13 protein-coding genes are annotated in these 13385 nt (G+C 61.3%); 5 read left to right on the plus strand and 8 right to left on the minus strand.

All coding sequences use genetic code 11. The annotated features are described in order from the left end of the window. Positions 1-16: 16 nt before the first annotated feature. Positions 17-490: a transcription elongation factor GreA gene (gene greA, locus X735_RS143790; protein WP_023812770.1), complete on the plus strand. Its 474-nt coding sequence runs from the start codon at positions 17-19 to the stop codon at positions 488-490. Here greA and X735_RS143785 read toward each other — a convergent pair. From X735_RS143785 to X735_RS143775, 4 genes are all read right to left on the minus strand, one after another. Then, positions 487-873 (minus strand): type II toxin-antitoxin system death-on-curing family toxin, encoded by a 387-nt coding sequence (locus X735_RS143785; RefSeq protein WP_023812771.1) that lies wholly within the window; start codon positions 871-873, stop codon positions 487-489. The two genes, greA and X735_RS143785, sit on opposite strands and share 4 nt — an antisense overlap. After that, positions 870-1100 carry an AbrB/MazE/SpoVT family DNA-binding domain-containing protein gene (locus X735_RS1000000167920; protein WP_081734931.1) on the minus strand — a complete coding sequence of 77 codons (231 nt, stop codon included), beginning with the start codon at positions 1098-1100 and terminating at the stop codon, positions 870-872. The genes X735_RS143785 and X735_RS1000000167920 overlap by 4 nt, the downstream gene beginning before the upstream one ends. A gap of 128 nt (positions 1101-1228) precedes the next feature. Next, positions 1229-3346 (minus strand): methylmalonyl-CoA mutase, encoded by a 2118-nt coding sequence (gene scpA / locus X735_RS143780; protein WP_023812773.1) that lies wholly within the window; start codon positions 3344-3346, stop codon positions 1229-1231. Then, positions 3343-4785, minus strand: a complete 1443-nt coding sequence (locus X735_RS143775) for a methylmalonyl-CoA mutase subunit beta (protein WP_023812774.1) — start codon at positions 4783-4785, stop codon at positions 3343-3345. Before X735_RS143775 ends, scpA begins: the two co-directional genes overlap by 4 nt. A 328-nt stretch (positions 4786-5113) precedes the next feature. On the opposite strand from X735_RS143775, the gene X735_RS143770 reads away from it, so the two are divergent. Continuing rightward, on the plus strand, positions 5114-6661 hold the full coding sequence (locus X735_RS143770) for a helicase HerA-like C-terminal domain-containing protein (RefSeq protein ID WP_023812775.1): 1548 nt from the start codon (positions 5114-5116) through the stop codon (positions 6659-6661). A 142-nt stretch (positions 6662-6803) separates the two neighbouring features. Here X735_RS143770 and X735_RS143765 read toward each other — a convergent pair whose 3' ends face one another. The 4 genes from X735_RS143765 to X735_RS143750 form a co-directional block, all read right to left on the minus strand. After that, positions 6804-7853, minus strand: a complete 1050-nt coding sequence (locus tag X735_RS143765; protein ID WP_023812776.1) for a class I SAM-dependent methyltransferase — start codon at positions 7851-7853, stop codon at positions 6804-6806. A gap of 158 nt (positions 7854-8011) precedes the next feature. After that, positions 8012-9094: an alpha/beta fold hydrolase gene (locus tag X735_RS143760; protein ID WP_023812777.1), complete on the minus strand. Its 1083-nt coding sequence runs from the start codon at positions 9092-9094 to the stop codon at positions 8012-8014. Positions 9095-9215: 121 nt separating this feature from the next. Next, positions 9216-10040, minus strand: coding sequence for a L,D-transpeptidase (locus X735_RS143755; RefSeq protein ID WP_023812778.1), 825 nt, complete (start codon positions 10038-10040; stop codon positions 9216-9218). Positions 10041-10211: 171 nt separating this feature from the next. After that, positions 10212-10874, minus strand: coding sequence for a haloacid dehalogenase type II (locus X735_RS143750; protein ID WP_023812779.1), 663 nt, complete (start codon positions 10872-10874; stop codon positions 10212-10214). A 157-nt stretch (positions 10875-11031) separates the two neighbouring features. On the opposite strand from X735_RS143750, the gene X735_RS143745 reads away from it, so the two are divergent. The 3 genes from X735_RS143745 to X735_RS143735 all read left to right on the plus strand — a co-directional run bounded on the left by X735_RS143745 (position 11032) and on the right by X735_RS143735 (position 13377). After that, complete coding sequence (locus X735_RS143745; RefSeq protein ID WP_023812780.1) at positions 11032-11910, plus strand: branched-chain amino acid aminotransferase; 879 nt, start codon at positions 11032-11034, stop codon at positions 11908-11910. Positions 11911-12016: 106 nt separating this feature from the next. Next, positions 12017-12613, plus strand: a complete 597-nt coding sequence (locus X735_RS143740; RefSeq protein ID WP_023812781.1) for a superoxide dismutase — start codon at positions 12017-12019, stop codon at positions 12611-12613. Between the two features lie 326 nt (positions 12614-12939). After that, a complete protein-coding gene (locus X735_RS143735; RefSeq protein ID WP_023812782.1) occupies positions 12940-13377 on the plus strand; it encodes a cytochrome c in 438 nt (145 codons plus the stop codon). The last annotated feature ends 8 nt before the right edge of the window (positions 13378-13385 follow it).

The following is a 13385-nucleotide window of genomic DNA, read 5'->3' on the forward strand; positions in this document are numbered from 1 at the left end:
GGCCTAAGTTCAGGAAATGAGCAGAGCTTTCACGCGCGAGGAAGACAGCGAAAATGCCATCGCCGGCGTCGGTGAACGGCCAGTCAGCCACCATCGCAATCTGGTGACAGAACGCGGCCTGACGCAGATTGAGGACAATCTCGCCGATCTGCGCGATATCTTGGCGAAGGCCGAACGCAAAGCCGACCGCGAGCGCATCGCGGTCGTGTCGCGCGACCTGCGCTATTGGACCGCCCGGCGTGAAAGCGCCGAACTCTCCGTACCGGAGCCGGGCAGTAACCTTGTGCGCTTCGGCATGGGCGTCACGATCGAGAGCAATGACGGCAGGAAGGTGCACTGGAAGATCGTCGGCGAGGACGAGGCCGATCCGGCCAAGGGCACGATTTCCCATGTGTCACCGATGGCTGTCGCCCTGTTCGGCAAGAAGGTCGGCGACTTGGCCAGCGTCAACGGCAAGGAATGGGAAATCGTCAAGCTTTCCGATGGCTAGTCTTCAAGCTTGACGACATGGTCGCGGAAGAAAGCGGCTGCACCGGCTTCATCGATCTCGCTGGCGGCAACCATCATAACCAACTGGATGATATCCGCAGGATCGGCTTCAATGCTCAACCCGTTGAAGTAGAGAAACAAGTCTGCTGCGGCAAAAGCAGTGCGTTTGTTGCCGTCAACGAAGGGATGGTTCTTGGCGATACCGAAGAGATACGCCGATGCTAATTCGCAGAGATCGGGCTCTCCATAGCTCTCTCTCTGTTGCGGCCGGTGGAGCGCCGATTCCAGCATACCCTCATCGCGGATGCCCGGCGCGCCACCGTGAAGGCGCAATTGCTCAGTGTGAAGCGCCTCGACAAATTCTCGCGAATGATGCTGACTCACTTCGCTAGTGCGCGATAAGCAACTTCATATTTTTTCATCCGTTCGCGAGCTACCTTCATTTTGTTCTCAAATTCTTCAGGATCGCTCGCAAGCCGACGAAGCCGAAGCTCGCCTGCGTTCTCGGCGGCAACAAGCGTATCCCCTGCTCGAACATTTAGCCGGTCAAGCATTTCCCGGGGCAAAATCACGCCTTCGGAATTGCCGATTTTGCGTACGGTAATGTTCATTTGTGACCTCCTTCAGTCTCCTCCTGCACGGCTAGTGGACTTGAGTTAACGCTCAAGTCCACTAGCCGTGCAGGAGGAGACACTCTATATGCTGTTGCAACAGTGATTATAACGACAAGCGTTGAATGTCAAGCCAGCAGCCGGTCCAACAAACGATCCGCTGCTTCCGGTATGACCGTGCCCGGCGGGAAGATCTCGGCAGCTCCCGCCTGCCGCACCGCGTCATAGTCTTGCGGCGGGATGACGCCGCCGGCGACGATCAGCATGTCGCCGCGGCCGAGCTTTTTCAGCGCGTCACGTAGTTCGGGGATCAGCGTCAGATGTCCCGCCGCCAGCGACGAGGCGCCGACGATGTGGACGTCCTGTGCGACCGCCAGCCTGGCGATCTCATCCGGTGTCTGGAACATCGCGCCGACGGTGACGTCGAAGCCGAGATCGGCGAAGGCCGTGGCGATGACCTTCTGGCCACGGTCGTGGCCGTCCTGACCCATCTTGGCGACCAGGATGCGCGGCTTGCCGCCGGTCTTCTTCTCGAAGGCGTCAAGCTTGTCCTGCAGACCCTCGACCACGGGATGATCGCCAAGCGCCTTGCGATAGACCCCGGAAATGGTCTGCACCGTGGCGACGTGGCGCCCAAACGCCCTTTCCAACGCGAATGAAATCTCGCCGACTGTGGCATTGGCGCGCGCGGCTCGGATGGCGAATTCCAGCAGGTTTTCATTGCCTTGCGCGGCACGGGTCAGCGCATCGAGCGCGCTTTCGACGGCGGCGACGTCGCGCGTGCCCTTCAGCCGTTGCAGCTTCGACAATTGCCGCGCCCTGACTTCGGCATTGTCGATCTTCAGCACGTCGACCTCGATGTCGGACTCGGGCCGATGGGCATTGACGCCGACCAGCATCTGCTCACCGGAATCGATGCGCGCCTGCGTGCGTGCGGCGGCTTCCTCGATGCGCAGCTTGGGTATGCCCTGTTCGGTCGCAGCGGCCATGCCGCCGAGCGCCTCGACCTCCTCGATATGGGCAAGGGCGCGCGCCGCCAGATCATGCGTCAGCCGTTCGAGATAGGCCGAACCGCCCCACGGGTCGATGATGCGCGTGGTGCCGGATTCCTTTTGCAGGATGAGCTGCGTGTTGCGGGCGATCCGCGCCGAATGGTCGGTCGGCAGCGCCATCGCCTCGTCGAAGGAATTGGTGTGCAGCGACTGGGTATGGCCCTGCGTTGCAGCCATCGCCTCGATCATGGTGCGGATGATGTTGTTGTAGGGATCCTGCGCCGTCAGCGACCAGCCAGAAGTCTGGCAATGGGTGCGCAGCGACAGCGAGCGCTCGTCCTTGGGCGAAAAATTCTTCTGCATCAGGGTCGCCCACAACAGGCGCGCAGCCCGCAGCTTGGCGACTTCCATGAAGAAATTCATGCCGATGGCCCAGAAGAAGGACAGGCGAGGCGCAAAGCGGTCGATGTCGAGGCCCGCCGCGACGCCGGCGCGGGCATACTCGATGCCATCGGCGATCGTGTAGGCGAGCTCAAGGTCGGCCGTCGCGCCGGCCTCCTGCATGTGATAGCCGGAGATCGATATCGAATTGAACTTCGGCATGTTCTTCGATGTGTATGAGAAGATGTCCGACACGATCCGCATCGAAGGTTTCGGCGGATAGATGTAGGTGTTGCGGACCATGAATTCCTTCAAAATGTCGTTCTGAATGGTCCCGGCGAGATCCTTCTGCGCAACGCCTTGTTCTTCCGCAGCGACGATGTAAAGCGCCATGATCGGCAGCACCGCGCCGTTCATCGTCATCGATACCGTCATCTCGTCGAGCGGAATGCCGTCGAAGAGCTGCCGCATGTCGAGGATGGAATCGATGGCGACGCCCGCCATGCCGACATCGCCGGCAACGCGCGGATGATCGCTGTCATAGCCGCGATGCGTGGCGAGATCGAAGGCGACCGACAACCCTTTCTGGCCGGCGGCAAGGTTGCGTCGGTAAAAAGCGTTGGAATCTTCGGCCGTCGAGAAACCGGCATATTGCCGGATCGTCCAGGGCTGCTGGACATACATGGTCGGGTAGGGGCCGCGCACGAAGGGCGGCAGGCCGGGATAGGTGTCGAGATGCGGCAGCCCCTTGAGATCGCTTTGATTGTACAGATGCTTGGCAATGAGCCCTTCCGGCGTGGTCCGCTGGCCTTTGACCTCGACAGGCGTGCGGCGTGGCGGGATCCAGCCGATCTGGCCGAAGTCCGGGATCAAGAGCCGGCTCCGATCGATTGGTCGATGCGGACTGGAAACAGCGGCTCGCAGACGGCAACGCCTTCGGTGAAGGCCGGTCGCCGTTCCGCCGCCAGCGTCTCGACCGGGCGTTCGTCTTTTGATGGATAGAGCGTGGTGCCGATGATGGCCCGTTCACCTGTGCGGTAGGCTGCATTGCGCTGCTCCGCCGCTGCGTGGACGCGCTTCTGGATGTGTCCGTCCTGAAGGCTGGACAGGACACCGCCCTCGGCTTCGATCGTCTGCAATTCCGCCCAGGCCAGCTTGCACAATTCCATGGTCAGCGCCTCGACAGCGCCGGAACCATAGGCGGGATCGGCGACATGATCGATATGGCTTTCATTGGCCATGATCAGCTGCGTGTTGCGGGCAACACGACGTGCAAAACCCGCCGGCAGACCATGCGCGATCATGTGCGGCAGGATGGAGATCGAATCGGCGCCGCCGCACGCCGCAGCAAAGCATGCAATGGTGGTGCGCAGGATGTTGGTCTCCGGGTCCATCGCCGTCATCATGCGAAACGACGTCTCGGCATGGATACTGGCCGTGGATGTCGGGATCGAACAAGCCTCCTGCACCCGCGCCCAGAGCCTGCGCAGCGCCCGCATCTTGGCTATCGACAGCAACTGGTCCTGGTCGACGCTGAGTGCAAAACCGATATGAGGTGCGGCATAGACAAGCGGCTGCCGCGCCGTCTCGAACATTCTGAGGTAGGAGACAGCCGAAGCCAGCATGATGCCAAGCTCCTGCGCTTCCGTCGCGCCGGCATTGTGGAACACGCGCCCGTCAGCTTCCAGCAGCACGCCCGGAACGCCCATCGCGAAGAAATGCGCCAGCGACTGCGGCATGGAGGCCTGCAGCGCCTCGATCGACATGCGCAGCCGACCGGTTCCCGCGAAGATCGCCGCTGGATCGATGCCGAAGGAGAGGTTGAGCTTTGCCGGGTCCGACCGCCGCTTGCTCAGGAAAGCGACCAGCCAGTCGGCCACGGCGCGGCTCCAGGGATGGGCGTCGATGCGAACCTGGATGCGGTTGAGCGGTATGCCGTCCAGCACCGCCTCCAACGCCTCCGCCGTTCTCGGCAAGCCGTATCCGAACGCGTTCGGCGCCCCCTCGAAGACCAGCGACAATCCCGTGGCACCCTGTGCCACATCCTCCAGCGCTTGGCATCTGGCGCGGTTGGTGTCGGGATCGTCGATTCGCTGGCTGACGATCCATGGCGATTTCGGGTTTGCGCGCACGATCGGTTCCGCCGCGGTGCTGCGATCGTAGAGCGGTTCGATACGGATGTTGTCGTCGCTGTGCGAGACCAGCCTTTCCTCGAAAGAAGCGCCTGCCAAAGCCTTTTCCGCCAAGGCGAGCCATCGCTGGCGCTCGATGTTTTCGGGTTCCACGTCCTGGATCAAGGCTCCGGCGCCCATCCGTCCTCCTCGTTTCATGCGGCCGCACCGGCCGGGAGTGGTTCAGTCTACGGTCCCCGGTCCGATATCGCAATGCAATGCGCTTTCAGAGACCGGATTCGATCCATCAGATATAGGTCGGTCCGCGTGGACGACGATTGCCAAACAGCGGCAAAATCCGCAAGCTCCAAAAACCCGACTTGAAAGAATGGGGTGATTTGGACGAATGGCCCGGATTTGGACGAATGGCCCCGATTTGGACGAATGGCATTGTCGCTGTCCAATGGCCTCACTATACCTGCGGCAAGGCCCCTGGCTTTAGACACATCAGTTTGCGGAGACCGTGCATATGGCTGACGACAGCAGTATTTTCATCGGCGCCAGCCGCAAGCCCGACGACAGCTATCAGCGTGCCGAGCAGCTGTTGCTGCAATATGGGAATCGTCATGGCCTGGTGACGGGCGCCACCGGTACCGGCAAGACAGTCACCTTGCAGATCCTGGCCGAAGGATTTTCCAACGCCGGCGTGCCTGTGTTCTGCGCCGACATCAAGGGGGATCTGTCGGGCATCGCGATGATGGGCACGGCACAGGATTTCCTCGTCAAGCGGGCCGAACAGGTCAAGCTCGATCCTTATGACTTCCAGGAATTCCCCGTCATCTTCTGGGACTTGTTCGGCGAACAGGGTCATCCGATCCGCGCCACGGTCTCGGAAATGGGGCCGTTGTTGCTATCGCGCCTGATGAACCTGACCGAGGCGCAGGAAGGCATCATGAACATCGCCTTCCGCCTGGCTGACGAGGAAGGCCTGCTGCTGCTCGACATGAAGGATCTGCAGGCGCTCTTGGCCAACATCGCCGAGCGCGCCGACGAGATCGGCTCACGCTACGGCAATGTGACGAAGCCATCGGTCGGGGCTATCCAGCGCACGCTGCTGGTCCTGGAGCAGCAGGGCGCGGCGAACTTCTTCGGCGAACCGGCACTGCGTATCGCCGATATCATGCGCACCACCCGCGACGGACGCGGGGCCATCAGCGTGCTTGCCGCCGACAAGCTGATGATGAATCCGCGGCTCTACGCGACCTTCCTGCTATGGCTGATGTCGGAACTGTTCGAGGTGCTGCCGGAAGTCGGCGACCCCGACAAGCCGAAGCTGGTGTTCTTTTTCGACGAGGCGCATCTTCTGTTCGACGAAGCACCCAAGGTGCTGATCGATCGCGTCGAACAAGTGGTCCGACTGATCCGCTCGAAAGGCGTCGGCGTCTATTTCGTCACGCAGAACCCTTTGGATATCCCTGAAAAAGTCCTGGCCCAGCTCGGCAATCGCGTCCAGCACGCGCTGCGCGCCTATACGCCGCGTGAGCAGCAGGCAGTCCGGACGGCAGCCGAGACGTTTCGGCCAAATCCCGATTTTGACTGCATGACCGCCATTACCCAGCTTGCCACAGGCGAAGCGCTGGTCTCGACGCTGGAGGCCAAGGGTGTTCCGTCCATGGTGCAGCGGACGCTTATCCGCCCGCCATCCTCGCGGCTTGGACCCATAACTGCCGCTGAGCGGCAAAAGCTGATCCAGGAAAGCCCGGTCGCCGGCCAGTACGATCAGGCCGTCGACCGCGAATCGGCTTTCGAAATGCTGCAAAAAAAGGCCAAGGACGCGCAGGATGCCGAAGAGCAGGCCCAGCAGGCCGGCAGCGGCGGCTCGCGCTGGACCATTCCGGGCTTCGGCAATGACGATCCCGCGCCGCAATCGGGTGGCAGGCGCACATCTGCACCGCGCCCGTCCAACCGCCAGACGGTGGCCGAGGCGGCGATCAAGTCGGTGGTGCGCTCGGTCGGCTCGTCGGTCGGAAGGGCAATCGTGCGCGGGATATTGGGCAGTCTTTCCAGGGGGCGGTGAGCTTCGGATCTGAGGCAGAGGCATCCGCTTTGGCGAAATGCCCGTGGCTTGAAGCCGCATCGGATAGGCGGCATTGAGCCGGTTTTGGCGGACAGACGTTGGTTGGCCGGTTCGAGGAGGGCCCGAACCGACCTTTTCTGCGTCAGGTCGCTTCGAGCACCATGTTGAGTGGGGTCTGGGCAGCCCGCCGGACACGAGAGAACCCACCCGACCGGATCACTTCCGTCAGCCGGTTCTCTCCTGCTTGAGCTCCGAGCGCGAGGCCCGTCTCCTGTGCCAGTGATGTGGGAACGCAGATCATCGTCGAGGCCGAGTAGTACAGCCGTCCGACCGGATTGATATTTTCCTCCAGAGTATCTCCCGCCATGGGTTCGACGATCATCCAGGTGCCGCCCTCTTTTAGCGATTTGCGAATATGCACCGCCGCGGCCTTTGGGTCGCCCATATCGTGCAGGCAGTCGAAGCAGGTGATCAGATCGAAGCCACGCCCGCCAAAATCTTGCGCCCGGCCGACCTCGAAATTCAGGTTCGTCAGTCCGTACGACCGGGCATGCGCGGTCGCGGCGGCAATCGAGGCCGGATGGAAGTCGTAACCTATGAAGCGGGAGGCGGGGAAGGCCTGCGCCATTAGGATCGTCGACAGACCGTGCCCACACCCAACGTCGGCCACCGATGCCCCTGCCTTCAACGTGGCGACGACACCGTCAAGCGCCGGCAGCCAGTCCTTCACCAGGGCATTGACATAACCCGGCCGAAACAGACGTGACACGGCGCAAAACAGACACCCTGCCTGATCGCCCCAGGCAACGCCTCGCCCGGTCCTGAAAGCCGATTCCACTTTTGGCTGGTTCTCGACCATAGCAGCCGCGGTGTCGAAACCGCCAATCAGATGGACCGGGCTGTCGGGTTCGGCAAATACGAATGACTGCTCGGGCGTCAGCGAAAACCGTCCATGTTCATAGTGCACGTAGCCGGACGCCGCCTGCGCCGACAGCCATTCGCGAACGTAGCGACGCGCGCATCCTGCAGCATCGGCAAGTTCGTTGGCCTTCGCAGGGCCGATTTCCTTGAGCGTTTTGTAGAGACCCAGCGCATCTCCGATCCGAACCAACGGCACGCTGACCGCACCACCAAGGTCGCCCAGAACGCGGCCTACCAATTCATTGAGCCTGGTTTCATTGAGTTGCGTCATGTCGGGTTCCTCCTGATCTTCGGACGACGGCTTGTCGCTCCGCCGATTCCGAGGATGAGACCCCCTCTGATGATGGGCATGATGCAGCAGTCCCGTGGGGGAAGTGAAAGCGAATGCAAATAGGGACAGAAGTCCCTTATTTGTGGTCTGCGAGGAACTCAATCGGGCTGGGGCGCTCGCTCTCTGTCGGACAGCGTCATCACGATTGCCTGCGATCGGCTGTGGACGCCGAGCTTGCTGAAAATCATCGACAGTTGATTGCGCACGGTCTTCACGCTCTTGCTCAAGCGCTGCGCGATCGCGCGGTTGTCCAGCCCCTGTTTGACCAGATCCAGAAGCGCCGCCTCGGCAGGTGTCAGGCCGGCCTCTCGGATTGCGCGCGGCTGCCTGGGCCGCTCATCTCCGAGGAAGGCATCGAGTTCATCCTGGAACACCTTCCAGGCTGGCTCGGTCGGCAGGAGAACATGATTCTTGCTTTCAAGCGGCAGGAAGCGCGCTCCAGGGATCGCTGCGGCAAGCTTGCAGCCTTCATCGAACGGCACGCGCATGTCCCCGCGGCTGTGCGCGATCAACGTCGGGACGCGGAGTTTCACCGCGAGGTCGAGGACGTCGATCCCCTGCATCTGCCAGAGCAGGCGGGCGGCTACGTCGGCGCTTGCCGTCACGCGCTCAAGATCGCCCCACCAGCGGTGCTGTTCTTGTGTCCCGTTGGGAATGAAAAGATTGGTGAAGAACTGGCAGAACGCAGGATTTTCGCGTCCCCAGCCAATGCGCACGAAATTGACGAGTGTTTCGGCTTCCAAACGCTCGGCCTCGGTCTGCGCTCGAACTCTCGCACCCTGGCCGTAGGCATTCAGCAGCACCAGATGCGACACCCGCTCAGGATGCCGCAGCGCATAGGCGATGCTGAGAGCGCCGCCTTGCGAAAGACCGAGCAGAACGAAACTTGGCTGCTCGATGGTCGCCGTCACGGCGTCCAGGTCTGCGTGCCACGCTTCGATCGAGAGGTCGGCGACATGGCGATCCGACAGACCGCAACCGCGTGGATCGTAGCGCACAAACTGGTTGTGGGCCGAAAGGGCCTGGAGCCATGGCCGCCAAACCGGGCTTTCGAGATCATAATCGACATGGCTCAGCCAGTGCGCCGCCCGAACGATCACCTTGCCTTCCCCGCATGATGCGACAGCGATGCGGGTACCGTCCTCGGACGTGCAGAACCGTATGCTCTGGCTGAGTTTCATCACCACAGAATATCGCAGTGGGCCGCCACGCGACAGACCGGTCTCCGCCGATGCAGAATCGGTTCCGTTTCAGAGAGACAATCCGGTGAAGGAGCGTCGTAACCGCCGCCCCTTCGCCTGCTCAGAAGATCGAATTGGTAATCGCCTTGACCGGTCCAAGTAGCACCGAACCGTCCGGCACGCCGGCGTCGATCGGGATCGCCTGTCGGTTGGCCGTCGCCACCATGGGTTGGCTGGCGTCGCTGGTCACGACGACCGGCGTCTTCGAGGGCACGCGATCATAGAGGTCGATAATGTCCTGGTTCATCAGACGCACGCAGCCTGACGATACCGACTTGCCGATCGACCGCCATTCAGGCGAGCCGTGCAGACGATAGAGCGTGTCGACATTGCCCTGGAACAGATAGAGCGCGCGTGCGCCGAGCGGGTTCTTCAGGCCGCCGGGCATGCCGCCATTGTCGGCGCTGTAGGGCTTCAATTCCGGCTGGCGGGCTATCATTTCGTCCGGCGGCGTCCACTTTGGCCATTTCTGCTTCCACTGAACGACGGCGTCGCCGGACCATTCGAAACCGGCGCGGCCAAGGCCGACGCCGTAGCGTATCGCCTGACCGCCTGGACGAACCAGATAAAGGAAGTGGCCGGTGGTATCGACGACTATGGTTCCCGGCTTCTGTCCCGTCGGGTCGGGAACGATCTGACGCAGGAACTGCGGATCGATCTTGTCGACGGGGATGGCCGGCAAATCGAAGCCGCCGTCGCTGACTGCCGCGTACATCGTCACATAATCGGTCAGGGGCGGTTCGACATAGGCTGGCGGCGGCGGCTCGACCGGGCCCGGCCCGGTAGTGGCGCATGCGGAAACCGCGATCGAAGCGGCGCCCAGGGCTGCGGCGTTGAGAAAGCCGCGACGGCTCAGGCGAAAAGATTCGATTTCGGTTATGGACATGGTTGCCTTCTTTAAGTCTCAAATCGCAACAAAGCGTGAATTCGCCGACAGTTCCGCGGGGTGCCTGACAACACCTGGGCCGATAGGCGGTTCCGATTCTGGCCCGAACGTGGGCAAACAAAGGCGAAGCTGTGACCGAGCCGCTACTGTGGCGCCAGAGACACAGGTCTCCTAGCTGCCGGGCACAAGGGCTTCGAGCGACGGCAGGATAAGGGCCGGTGGGAAATCCTGGTATTCTTCGGGCTGGTTGGAACGGTTGATCCACACCGTGCGAAAGCCGAATTTGGTGGCGCCTGCAATATCCCAGCGGTTGGAGGACTGGAAGGAAACCGCGCCGGGGTAGAGGCGCCAGCCGGTGGCGACCATATCGTAGACAGCCGGATCGGTCTTGAAGCGCCGCACCCTGTCGACGGAATAGATGTCATCCAGAACCTGGTCGAGCGCGGCGGATTTGACCGCTGCCTGCAGCATTTCGGGCGAACCGTTTGACAGAATCGCCAGCCTCGCTCCCGAAGCCTTGAGCGCCTTGAGCACGGCCGGCACTTCCGGATAGCAATCCAGCCGCCAGTAGGCATCCAGCAATATCGCCTTGAGACCGGGGTCGGCCGAGGGAACCTTGCGCAAGGCGAAATCGAGCGCCTGTTCGGTCAGTTGCCAGAAATCGGCATAGGCGCCCATCAGCGTGCGCACCCAGGAATATTCGAGCTGCTTGGCGCGCCAGATCTCGGACAACAATTGGCCGTCCGGCCCGATCCGGTCTGCATGACGGCGCACGGCGGCATGCACGTCGAACAGCGTGCCATAGGCGTCGAAGACATAGGCGGCGTATTGCATGACAACAGTTTTGAGGGCAGGTGCGACAAGGTGCAAGCTTTGATTGCATTGCGCCCCGGCACTGGCCTCAACAAAACTCCATGATGCCGGTTGACGGCGCCCGCCAAAGCATCTTCCAATGGCCGTCACACGAGACCGATTGAGGCGGGACGACACGATGACACTGGCGGCTGCGGCGCAATCCGCGACATGGACTTTCGTCGATGGTGATTGGCACGAGGGCAACGTCGCCATTCTGGGGCCGCGCAGCCACGCCATGTGGCTCGGCACTAGCGTGTTCGACGGTGGCCGCTGGTTCGAAGGCGTGGCGCCGGATCTCGACCTCCATGCCGCCAGGGTGAATTCCTCGGCGATCGCGCTCGGCCTGAAGCCGAACATGAGCGCCGACAAGATCGTCGGGCTGACATGGGATGGGTTGAAGAAGTTCGACGGCAAGACGGCGGTCTATATCAGGCCGATGTACTGGGCCGAGCATGGCGGCTATATGGGCGTGCCGGCCGATCCCGCCTCGACCCGCTTCTGCCTTTGCCTCTATGAATCACCGATGATTCCGGCGACTGGCTTTTCGGTGACCGTGTCGCCGTTCCGGCGTCCGACCATCGAAACCATGCCGACCAACGCCAAGGCCGGCTGCCTTTACCCCAACAACGGTCGGGCCATTCTCGAAGCCAAGATGCGCGGCTTCGACAACGCAATGGTGCTCGACATGCTGGGCAACGTCGCCGAGACCGGAACCTCGAACATCTTCCTGGTCAAGGACGGTCACGTCTTTACGCCTGCGCCGAACGGCACCTTCCTGTCCGGCATCACCCGCTCGCGCACGATAACGCTGCTCGGCGAATATGGCTTCAGGACCACGGAAAAGACGCTGTCGGTGCGAGATTTCCTCGAAGCGGACGAAATTTTTTCGACCGGGAACCATTCCAAGGTGGTGCCGGTCACGCGTATCGAGGATCGCAATCTGCAACCCGGGCCGGTGGCCAAAAAGGCGCGCGAACTCTATTGGGCTTGGGCGCATTCGACTTCCCCTGCTTGAGCGGATAAAAAGGCGACCGACGCTTCATCCGGAGTTGTCCCAATCCATTCCAGACCTATCTTACTCCGGTATCGACACCGGATTTTTCCACGAGGGAGTACTATCCATGGCCTTTGAATTGCCCGCTCTGCCTTACGACTATGAGGCCTTGCAGCCTTACATGTCGAAAGAGACGCTGGAATATCACCACGACAAGCACCACAAGGCGTATGTCGATAACGGAAACAAGCTCGCCGCCGAGGCCGGCTTGGGTGATCTGTCGGTCGAAGAGGTGGTCAAGCAGTCGTTCGGCAAGAATGCCGGCCTCTTCAACAATGCTGCCCAGCACTACAACCATATCCATTTCTGGAAGTGGATGAAGAAAGGCGGCGGCGGCAACAAGCTGCCGGGCGCCTTGCAGAAGGCAGTCGATAGCGATCTTGGTGGCTATGACAAGTTCAAGGCCGACTTCATTGCCGCCGGCACGACTCAGTTCGGTTCCGGCTGGGCCTGGGTCTCGGTCAAGGATGGCAAGCTGGCGATCTCGAAGACGCCGAACGGCGAGAACCCGCTCGTTCATGGCGCGTCGCCGATCCTTGGCGTCGATGTCTGGGAGCACTCCTATTACATCGACTATCGCAACGCCCGGCCGAAATATCTCGAGGCGTTCGTCGATAGCCTGATCAACTGGGACCATGTCCTCGAATTGTACGAAAAGGCCTGATGCATGTTGCCCAAAAGTGCGCAGCGGTTTTGGGATAACGACATGCACGAAAACAAAGACTCAAACCGCGTCGTTCGAGTCCGCTTGAACACAGCGCGTTTGATGTCCTGATCGATCGTAGAGAAGCCCCGCGCGATGAACTGCTCCCCCGAAGGTTGATGCCCAACTTTCGGGGGGCAGTTCATCGAGCGGGGCTTTTCTTTTTCTGCGTCGAGATTCCCGTAACAACAAAGGTCTGGCAAAAATCATCAGGGGGAAGGGAATTTTCCCCCTGATGCATCCGTTAACGTCCTGTCCCGAAATGCCTTCATCATGGAGCCAATTGAATGAGAAAGCTTGTTATCGCCATCTCTATGCTCGCACTCGCGGCCTCGGCGGCTTTTGCCGACCCGATCCTCGATCGGCAGGCACTGATGAAGGAACGCGGAAAGATCGTCGGCGGCCTGTCGAAAGTGGTCAAGGGCGAGGAACCCTTTGATGCGGCGGCTGTGTTGACGCAACTTCAGGCGCTGCAGGCGAATGCCGACAAATTCGATGCCGATGCGCTGTTCCCGGCCGGCAGCGACACCGGCGACACCACGGCCTCGCCGAAGATCTGGGAAGACATGGCTGGCTTCAAGGCAGCGGAGGACAAATATCTCGCCGACGTCAAGGCTGCGGTCGCTGCGGCTCCCGCCGATGCCGACGCGCTGAAGGCGCAAGTCGGCGCTATCGGCTCCGATTGCGGCACCTGCCATCAAGGCTACAGAATCAAGAAGGGCTGATCACCAGC

This window comes from Mesorhizobium sp. L2C084A000 (genome assembly GCF_000502875.1).
Taxonomy (GTDB): domain Bacteria; phylum Pseudomonadota; class Alphaproteobacteria; order Rhizobiales; family Rhizobiaceae; genus Mesorhizobium.

Bases quoted from the DNA above. Each gene is read 5' to 3' on its own strand.
- greA (WP_023812770.1), top strand. From the start codon at position 17: ATGAGCAGAGCTTTCACGCGCGAGGAAGACAGCGAAAATGCCATCGCC.
- X735_RS1000000167920 (WP_081734931.1), bottom strand. From the start codon at position 1,100: ATGAACATTACCGTACGCAAAATCGGCAATTCCGAAGGCGTGATTTTG.
- X735_RS143775 (WP_023812774.1), bottom strand. From the start codon at position 4,785: ATGGGCGCCGGAGCCTTGATCCAGGACGTGGAACCCGAAAACATCGAG.
- X735_RS143770 (WP_023812775.1), top strand. From the start codon at position 5,114: ATGGCTGACGACAGCAGTATTTTCATCGGCGCCAGCCGCAAGCCCGAC.
- X735_RS143765 (WP_023812776.1), bottom strand. From the start codon at position 7,853: ATGACGCAACTCAATGAAACCAGGCTCAATGAATTGGTAGGCCGCGTT.
- X735_RS143760 (WP_023812777.1), bottom strand. From the start codon at position 9,094: ATGAAACTCAGCCAGAGCATACGGTTCTGCACGTCCGAGGACGGTACC.
- X735_RS143755 (WP_023812778.1), bottom strand. From the start codon at position 10,040: ATGTCCATAACCGAAATCGAATCTTTTCGCCTGAGCCGTCGCGGCTTT.
- X735_RS143750 (WP_023812779.1), bottom strand. From the start codon at position 10,874: ATGCAATACGCCGCCTATGTCTTCGACGCCTATGGCACGCTGTTCGAC.
- X735_RS143745 (WP_023812780.1), top strand. From the start codon at position 11,032: ATGACACTGGCGGCTGCGGCGCAATCCGCGACATGGACTTTCGTCGAT.
- X735_RS143740 (WP_023812781.1), top strand. From the start codon at position 12,017: ATGGCCTTTGAATTGCCCGCTCTGCCTTACGACTATGAGGCCTTGCAG.
- X735_RS143735 (WP_023812782.1), top strand. From the start codon at position 12,940: ATGAGAAAGCTTGTTATCGCCATCTCTATGCTCGCACTCGCGGCCTCG.